This is a genomic window from Leptolyngbya sp. FACHB-711 (assembly GCF_014695615.1).
Lineage (GTDB): Bacteria > Cyanobacteriota > Cyanobacteriia > Elainellales > Elainellaceae > Leptolyngbya_A.
Map to the genome: position 1 here is coordinate 1 of NZ_JACJOR010000382.1, position 7217 is coordinate 7217.

The following is a 7217-nucleotide window of genomic DNA, read 5'->3' on the forward strand; positions in this document are numbered from 1 at the left end:
ACCTAACAAAATTACCTGACATTACCAATCGCCCATTAATACCCCATCCACGGAGGAATCAAACGCGCCCATGCTGCCAAATTCTGCGGATCACGCCGATCAGGTTGCCGACCAGCCCACAATGGCATCTTCTAGCCTTGACCCCCGACCCGATAAGCCCGAAGAAGCCTGCGGCGTATTTGGTATCTATGCTCCTGGCGAAGATGTCGGCAAACTCACTTATTTTGGCTTGTATGCGCTTCAGCATCGCGGACAGGAATCGGCAGGAATTGCGACCTTTGACGGTCAGCAAATGCACCTGCACAAAGACATGGGCTTGGTATCGCAGGTGTTTAGCGAACAGATTTTGAAACAGCTTCCAGGCTATTTGGCAGTTGGGCACACGCGCTATTCCACGACCGGATCGAGCCGAGTGGTAAATGCTCAGCCCGCAGTCGTTGAAACTCGCCTGGGCACCCTGGCTCTGGCTCACAATGGCAACTTGGTCAACACGCCCCGGCTTCGCGAAGAATTGCTGCGAACCGATGCTCAATTGCAGACCACGACCGACTCTGAGATGATCGCTCACGCAATGGCAGAAGCTGTGAGTGATTTGGGTGACTGGGTTCAGGGGGCGGTCGCTGCCTTCAAACGTTGTGAGGGAGCTTTTAGCTTATGTATTGCCACTCCGCAGGGCATTATTGGGGCGCGGGATCCCAACGGGATTCGTCCGCTCGTTATCGGCACACTTGAAACTGAAGATGCCGGAATTCGCTATGTCCTGGCATCAGAAACCTGCGGACTCGACATTATCGGCGCGGACTATTTGCGCGATGTGCAGCCCGGAGAGTTAGTTTGGATCACCGAAACAGGGCTGAGTTCGGTTCAGTGGGCACCGCAAACCAAGCGGAAACTCTGCATCTTTGAGATGATTTACTTTGCCCGTCCCGATAGCGTAATGAACGAAGAAAGCCTCTATACCTACCGGATGCGGATTGGCAGACAGCTTGCAAAGGAATCTTCTGCTGATGTCGATTTGGTGATGGGCGTCCCAGATTCTGGCATTCCGGCGGCGATCGGCTTTTCGCAAGAGTCGGGTATTTCCTATGCAGAAGGCTTGATCAAAAACCGCTATGTCGGGCGTACTTTTATTCAGCCTACGCAATCGATGCGTGAGTCGGGCATTCGCATGAAGCTAAATCCGCTAAAGGATGTGCTGGTCGGGAAGCGAGTCTTAATTGTGGATGATTCGATCGTGCGCGGAACCACCAGCCGCAAGATTGTGAAGGCACTGCGCGATGCGGGAGCCACCGAAGTTCACATGAGAATTTCCTCGCCGCCTGTCACTCATCCCTGCTTTTACGGCATTGACACCGACACTCAAGATCAGCTCATTGCTGCCACGAAATCGGTCGAAGAAATCCGGCAGCAAATCGGCGTGGATAGCCTGGCGTACCTGAGCTGGGAAGGAATGCTGAAATCGACGGGTGAGGATCCCGCAAGCTTTTGTTCTGCCTGCTTTACAGGTGATTACCCTGTTGCTGTGCCTGAACATGTGAAGCGATCGAAGCTTTTGCTGGAAAAAGTGCCTGTCTAGACTGCTGAAATTCAGCCGATTAACCTGTTCCTCACTGCCGACGATCGCAGACTGCAAGACTTGTTTCTCAATGCAGTTCGATCGTCGGTTTAGTTTTGCAGCAAAAGAACCTGTTTAAGTAGCTTCATCCCAATCGAACGCCATTGTTTCGATCGAACGTGACGTTTTGAGAGGAATTGAAAAGAACTGAGACGGCGGCTTTTGCGGGGCGCAACTCAAATCAGAATAGGAGCAAGGCGATTCTCAAAGATTCTGTCGCTGTTTCTGTTCTCGATTTCCTTCAGGAGTGAACTGATGCCCCTCATCCAGATTAATGACACTACATTACGCGATGGCGAACAGGCTGCGGGAGTTGCCTTTAACCTGGAAGAAAAAGTAGCAATTGCCCAATTCTTAGACGCGATCGGCGTCCCCGAAATCGAAGTCGGGATTCCGGCAATGGGCGATGCCGAAATTCAGGCGATTACTGCCGTTCGTCACCTTGGGCTTAACGCAAAGCTGATTGGCTGGAATCGAGCCGTGATTGCAGACGTTACTGCATCTCTGGCCTGTGGCTTAACGCGGGTGCATATTTCGGTTCCTGTGTCTGAAATTCAAATCGCGGTTAAGTTTCAGGGCGATCGTCAGCAAATGCTTACTCGACTGCGAGACACGATCGCCTATGCCAAAGATCACGATTTATACGTGGCGATCGGCGGCGAAGACTCCTCCAGAGCCGAATCCGGCTTTCTGCTCGATGTTTTGCTTCAGGCACAAGCGTGGGGTGCGTCCCGCTTTCGCTTCTGTGATACAGTCGGCGTTCTCGATCCGTTTGCCACTTATGAAAAAGTGCGGGAGTTAATGGCTGCTACTGCACTGGATATCGAAATGCACACGCATAACGATCTGGGATTAGCAACGGCAAACGCATTAGCCGGAGTCAAAGCCGGAGCCGTTTCGGTGAATACAACGGTAAATGGCTTGGGAGAACGTGCCGGAAATGCACCGCTGGAAGAAGTGGTGATGGGATTGAAACAAATTTATGGAATTAAAACGGGAATCGCAACTCATCAGCTGATTGAACTTTCTCAGCTTGTGGCGAAAGCCTCTGGAAGCTGTATTCCACCCTGGAAAGCGATCGTGGGCGAGAATGCTTTTGTACACGAATCTGGTATTCACGCCGATGGCATTCTGAAAAACCCGATCGCCTATCAGCCCTACGATCCGCAAGAAATTGGGCGGCAGCATCGTCTCGTCATCGGCAAACATTCGGGACGGCATTCGCTGATCAATTTATTGCAGCAGCACGGCATCACCCTGGCCCCTCAGGAAACCCAAATGATTCTCGATGCAGTCCGGCTGCGATCGACCCAAATGAAATGCAATCTGACTCCAGACGAACTGCTGACGCTGGTGCAGCACCGCAAATCCACTCCTGCGATCGGCTGAATGACCAGATCAAGAACTGGCGAGATGATTCAGATCAATCATCGAATCAATCCGCGATTGCCCTACAGCTTGTTGACGGGGTTTACGATTTGCTGGAGCGTGCTATCTAAAGAATCGATCGCAGGTAAGGTCAAGCGAAAAATATCCTCCAGTACGGTGCGTAATTCATCAACGGTTTTGAGGACGCGCTGTTCGGTTTGTCCGTTCAGATAATGCGTTGAAAGCTGATTGTTTCGCAGAGAATAGCGACAGTCGATATCAGGTCGGGCAACAATCAGGTGATTGACAAACAGAGAATCAGGATGGCTTGCGACATACCAGTTTGATACTTCGTAATCGGGCAAATGCTGCTCCTGAAGGTCAAAGGTGTAGAGCGGCTTCCACGCCTCGCCGAGCTTAGCCTGCATTGTGTAGGTGTGGTTGTCGGCGATAAATCGAAACGGCTCATGGGACGTGCTTTGCTCGATGTCAGGAACTAGACGTAGCGGGGCAGTCAGCGTTAATCCGCCAAATCCCACATCGGCAATATAGGGCTGTTCGTCAATGTCAACCAGCAGCAGCATGTGGGTTCGGGGCATCATCGTTCCTTCGGGTATATTCCACTGAACCCGTGCCGCTAAACTGGTCACGCGAAATCCAAGGGTGATTAAAACCGATCGCAGCAGCAAGTTTTGCTCAAAGCAATATCCCCCTCGACCCTGCTCAAGGAGCTTTTGCTGAAGCGATGGCAAATCAAGTCGAACGGGCTGCTGGAGCAGCGGATTCAGATTCTCGAAGGGAATGACTGCGGGATGTCGCTGATGAATTGCTTTGAGCGTATCCAGCGTCGGAGCATAATTATTCTCAAGAGAGAATCCATTTGCATTGTTGCGATAGCCAATCCGCTGAAAATAAGCATCAAGATTGACTGGGGCGAAAGCTTGTTCCAATTTATAAACTCCTTTATCCGTCTCAATTCTCAAAGACGGTTATATTGAGTTTCTCTCCCGGAGAACAAAGCCGCAGCATTTTCGTTAACAACGATTTAAGCAACGAATTTAAGAAAGTTCCCCAGTTCTTTCCTCAGTCTAATTTGTTTGACCGTTCAAGCAAGTAGTCTTTCGTAAATCTTTCATTTGTAGATCTTTCATTCATTGGGGCTGTCATTTTAGATCGATCTGCTGCCAATAGATGAATGTTTTCTAGATGAATGTTTTTTAGATGAACGTCCCCTAGCTCAATGTTCTCTAAATGCTGTACTGCACTTCGTAATACCGCGCTCAAAGATTATGTGTCGATATAAAGCTCTTGAATGAGCTGCTCATCCCAGTAGGACGCTTCAACCTTGTGCCCATCCGGGTCGCGTACAAAGCAGCCGTAGTAAGGTTCACCGTACTCAGGTCTGCTTCCCGGCGCGCCCTCGTCGATTCCTCCATTGGCTAACGCGGCTTCATAAAACGCATGGACTGCTTCTGGAGTAGGTGCGATAAACCCGATGTGCGTACCATTTCCGACGGTTGCGCGCTGACCGTTGATCGGCGTTTGCACCCAAAATTCGGGATACATCTTTCCGTAAGCCACTGCGCCCGGATGTTCCATAATTCGTTTGCAGCCTAACGTTGGCAACACGCTGTCGTAAAAGGCAACTGCCCGTTCAAAATGGTTTGTGCCGATCGAAACGTGCGAAAGAATACTGGGGCTATCTTCCATAAACCCTCGTCAGATTCGATTCAAGATTAAACTTTGAAGCGATAATAGCAAGTACATTTGCACTAAGTCAATGGGGACGATCGCCTGAATCGATCGATTGCAGGTCAATTACAATACCAGAATTACATTTCTTTGATAGGTTGTGGTTGGCTCGATCGCCTGATTTCGTCTAAGGTAATGAAGCCGATCGCACGACCTTGCTCGACGACCATCAGCTTTTCCGCTCCGGTTTGTAGCATGAGTGAGAGTGCCCGGCGCAGCGTATCGTCTGGGGAAAGGGTCAACTCAGATGAGATTGGATAGGGTTCAGCAGTGGTCAACATGACCGATCGCACCTGCAGCAGTCCCAGTTGACGCACCATATCGTTTGCGCCCACCAGCTCTCGCACAAAGGAGTCGGCAGGCTGGGTCAAAACGCGAAAGGGCGTATCGAACTGGATAATTTGTCCCTGTCGCATAATTAACAGGCGATCGGCAAGGCGTAACGCTTCTTCGACATCATGGGAGACAAATAGGATTGTTTTTTGAAGCTGACGCTGGAGCCGCAAAATTTCATCTTGCAGTGTTGTGCGTGTGATGGCATCGATCGCCCCAAAGGGTTCATCCATCAGCATCACTTGCGGATCGCCTGCCAGAGCACGGGCTAAGCCGACCCGCTGCTGCTGTCCGCCCGAGAGCTGTGCCGGATAGCGACGACGAAACTCCTGAGGTGGTAGTTCGACCAGTATCAATAGCTCATCAATTCTTGCCTGAATGCGGGGACGCGACCAGCCCAGCAGCTTTGGCACGACCCCGATATTTTGGGCAACGGTCATGTGGGGAAACAAGCCCCCCTGCTGAATTACATAGCCAATCTGTCGCCGCAGGGCAGTCCGCGAAACCTGGCGAATATCGCGATCGCCCAGATAAATGCTGCCCGATGTCGGCTCATACAGACGGTTAACCATCTTCAGCAGTGTGGTTTTGCCACACCCCGACGGTCCCAGGATCACGACCAGTTCGCCAGATTCGATCGTGCCGCTACAGCGATCGACCGCCGGACGAGTCGCCCCCGGAAACCGCAGGGATACCTGATCAAAGCGGATCTGGCTCACAGCAGTCCTTCTTGCTGCAAAAATTCTTTTGCCACCTCTGCGGGTTCGCGCTGCTTGCCGCTGACTTCGTAGTTGAGTCGCTGCATAGTTTCATTCGTCAGCAAAGGAGCAAGCTGATTTAACGCCTTCTGCATATCGGGGTGGCTTTCGATCGCAGCCTGCCGCACCACGGGCGCAATTTGATAGGGCGGGAACAACTTTTTGTCGTCTTCCAGCACAATCAGCTTAAAGGCACTGATTTCGCCATCTGTACCAAAGGCAACGGTGACATCTGCCTCGCCGTCAACCAATCCCTTGTATCGCAAACCGGGATCGACTGCCTTGTATTCTTCAAGCTGAAAGTTACCGTACTTTTGCTTGATCCCGGGAAGCCCATCTTCGCGCACTTCAAATTCGGGCGGACCGATCATCGTGAGTTCGCTGGCTTTTGCCGCCATGTCTGAAATAGTTTTTACTCCAAACTTTTGAGAACCTTCAGTCGTCATCGCCAAAGCCTGCGTGTTGTTCATCGGAGCAGGCTCCAGCCACACCAGATTAAATTTCTCCTTGTAGTTCTGGGAAACGGTGTCGAAGACCGCTTTTTGATCGCTATTCGCCGGCAGTTTCAGGACGGTAAGCAGTCCGGTTCCCGTATATTCCGGGTAAACGTCAATTTCACCGTTTTCGAGTGCTTTTTGAGCCACGGGCGTTCCGCCTAGGTTCAGCTTGCGCTCGACCTGAAGCCCAGCTTTTTCTAGCACCGAGGCATACATTTCGCCGATGATAAACTGCTCTGTAAAGTCCTTGGAGCCAACCCGAATCGGAGTTTGATTGTTGCTGCTATTGCCGCCCGTCGCGCAGGCAATCAGAATGCCCGCCGTGACCAAAGCCAGCAGGGGCATGATGATAAAGTGACGGATTCTTTTCATGGAATCTACTTTTCGTAAGGGATTTAAATGAAGCTTCACTGTCAGTTTCAGTCATCCTGCCATAATACCGAACTCAGGGAAGCCAGCGTGGACGTAATCCGGCAATGTTGAGTGCTTGGGGCTGTGCCTGAACAGGATTGCCTCGATCGTCTTGCACCACAGGCAAAAACCAGAGCTGACTGCTGGCGATCGTCGTGCCTGCTTGAGTTTGAACTGAACCAGACTGATTCTGGTCATTGGTCGCGACAATCTGGTCAAACAGAATTCCCAGCCCGTCGGGAGCGAGGCTAACCTGAATATCGCGCTGGAGCGGCAGCCGCAGCAAATCGGTGAGCTTTCCGGTTTCCAAATGGATTGCGGCAATGTATGGTTCTTCCAGGTATAAATCTCCTGGCAGCAGTTTGGTGTAGAGGCAGTAGAGTGTCTGCTTTGCCCGATCGAACTGTGCTTTGAGAATCGAACCGTTGGTTTTGAGCAGCTCTTTTTCAGTGCCTTGATTCGTGACATAAAACAGCGATCGCG

Annotated in this window: 6 protein-coding genes and 1 pseudogene; 2 read left to right on the top strand and 5 right to left on the bottom strand. The window is 51.2% G+C overall.

The annotated features are described in order from the left end of the window. The first annotated feature begins 70 nt into the window (after positions 1-70). Both purF and nifV read left to right on the top strand, forming a co-directional pair. Positions 71-1576, top strand: coding sequence for an amidophosphoribosyltransferase (purF, locus tag H6F80_RS16010; RefSeq protein WP_190792524.1), 1506 nt, complete (start codon positions 71-73; stop codon positions 1574-1576). 294 nt (positions 1577-1870) lie between these two features. Beyond that, entirely contained in the window at positions 1871-3004 is a 1134-nt protein-coding gene (gene nifV, locus H6F80_RS16015) for a homocitrate synthase (protein ID WP_190792525.1), read from the top strand. A 62-nt stretch (positions 3005-3066) separates the two neighbouring features. Here the strand turns inward: nifV and H6F80_RS16020 are convergent, their stop codons facing one another. From H6F80_RS16020 to H6F80_RS16040, 5 genes and pseudogenes are all read right to left on the bottom strand, one after another. Then, a complete protein-coding gene (locus H6F80_RS16020) occupies positions 3067-3933 on the bottom strand; it encodes an arylamine N-acetyltransferase family protein (RefSeq protein WP_199296618.1) in 867 nt (288 codons plus the stop codon). Positions 3934-4270: 337 nt separating this feature from the next. Beyond that, positions 4271-4693: a VOC family protein gene (locus tag H6F80_RS16025; protein ID WP_190792526.1), complete on the bottom strand. Its 423-nt coding sequence runs from the start codon at positions 4691-4693 to the stop codon at positions 4271-4273. 122 nt (positions 4694-4815) lie between these two features. Beyond that, positions 4816-5787: an ATP-binding cassette domain-containing protein gene (locus tag H6F80_RS16030; RefSeq protein ID WP_190792527.1), complete on the bottom strand. Its 972-nt coding sequence runs from the start codon at positions 5785-5787 to the stop codon at positions 4816-4818. Beyond that, complete coding sequence (locus H6F80_RS16035; protein WP_190792528.1) at positions 5784-6695, bottom strand: glycine betaine ABC transporter substrate-binding protein; 912 nt, start codon at positions 6693-6695, stop codon at positions 5784-5786. The genes H6F80_RS16030 and H6F80_RS16035 overlap by 4 nt, the downstream gene beginning before the upstream one ends. 73 nt (positions 6696-6768) lie before the next feature. Next, positions 6769-7217, bottom strand: a pseudogene (locus H6F80_RS16040) (hypothetical protein); the annotation flags it as partial.